We start from the raw sequence: 327 nt of genomic DNA, 5'->3' as shown, positions 1-327 counted from the left end.
GCTTCCTGATCTCGACGTGGTTGCGCTCGCAGGCGCCCTTCTGGTCGCTGCGCCTGGGGTCGCAGTAGAACAGCCTCGTCTCGCCCGGCCCCTCGCCGAGCAGCGCCGCGATCGCCGCCTCGTCGGAGAACTCGGCGCCGTTGTCGGTGAGGACGGCGCGGAACACGCGGCGCGTCCCGTCGGCGCCGAGGATGGCCCGGACGCCCTCCAGGGCGTCCGCGACGCACCCGGCGGTCTTCTCCTCCAGCGGCAGCGCGAGCTGGAGCCTGCTGGGGCGGTGCAGCAGCGTGAGCAGGCAGGCGGAGTCCTCCCGGGCCCCCTCGACGG

Annotated in this window: 1 pseudogene; it reads right to left on the bottom strand. The window is 74.6% G+C overall.

Annotated features, from left to right (window positions below):
* Positions 1 to 327: pseudogene (locus tag ACTQ05_RS09630) on the bottom strand (IS30 family transposase); the annotation flags it as partial.

This window comes from Collinsella sp. LCP21S3_A9 (assembly GCF_052118785.1).
Taxonomy (GTDB): Bacteria; Actinomycetota; Coriobacteriia; order Coriobacteriales; family Coriobacteriaceae; genus Collinsella.
The sequence above is the reverse complement of the archived record's forward strand: the minus strand, read 5'-3'. Positions and strand labels throughout refer to the sequence as shown.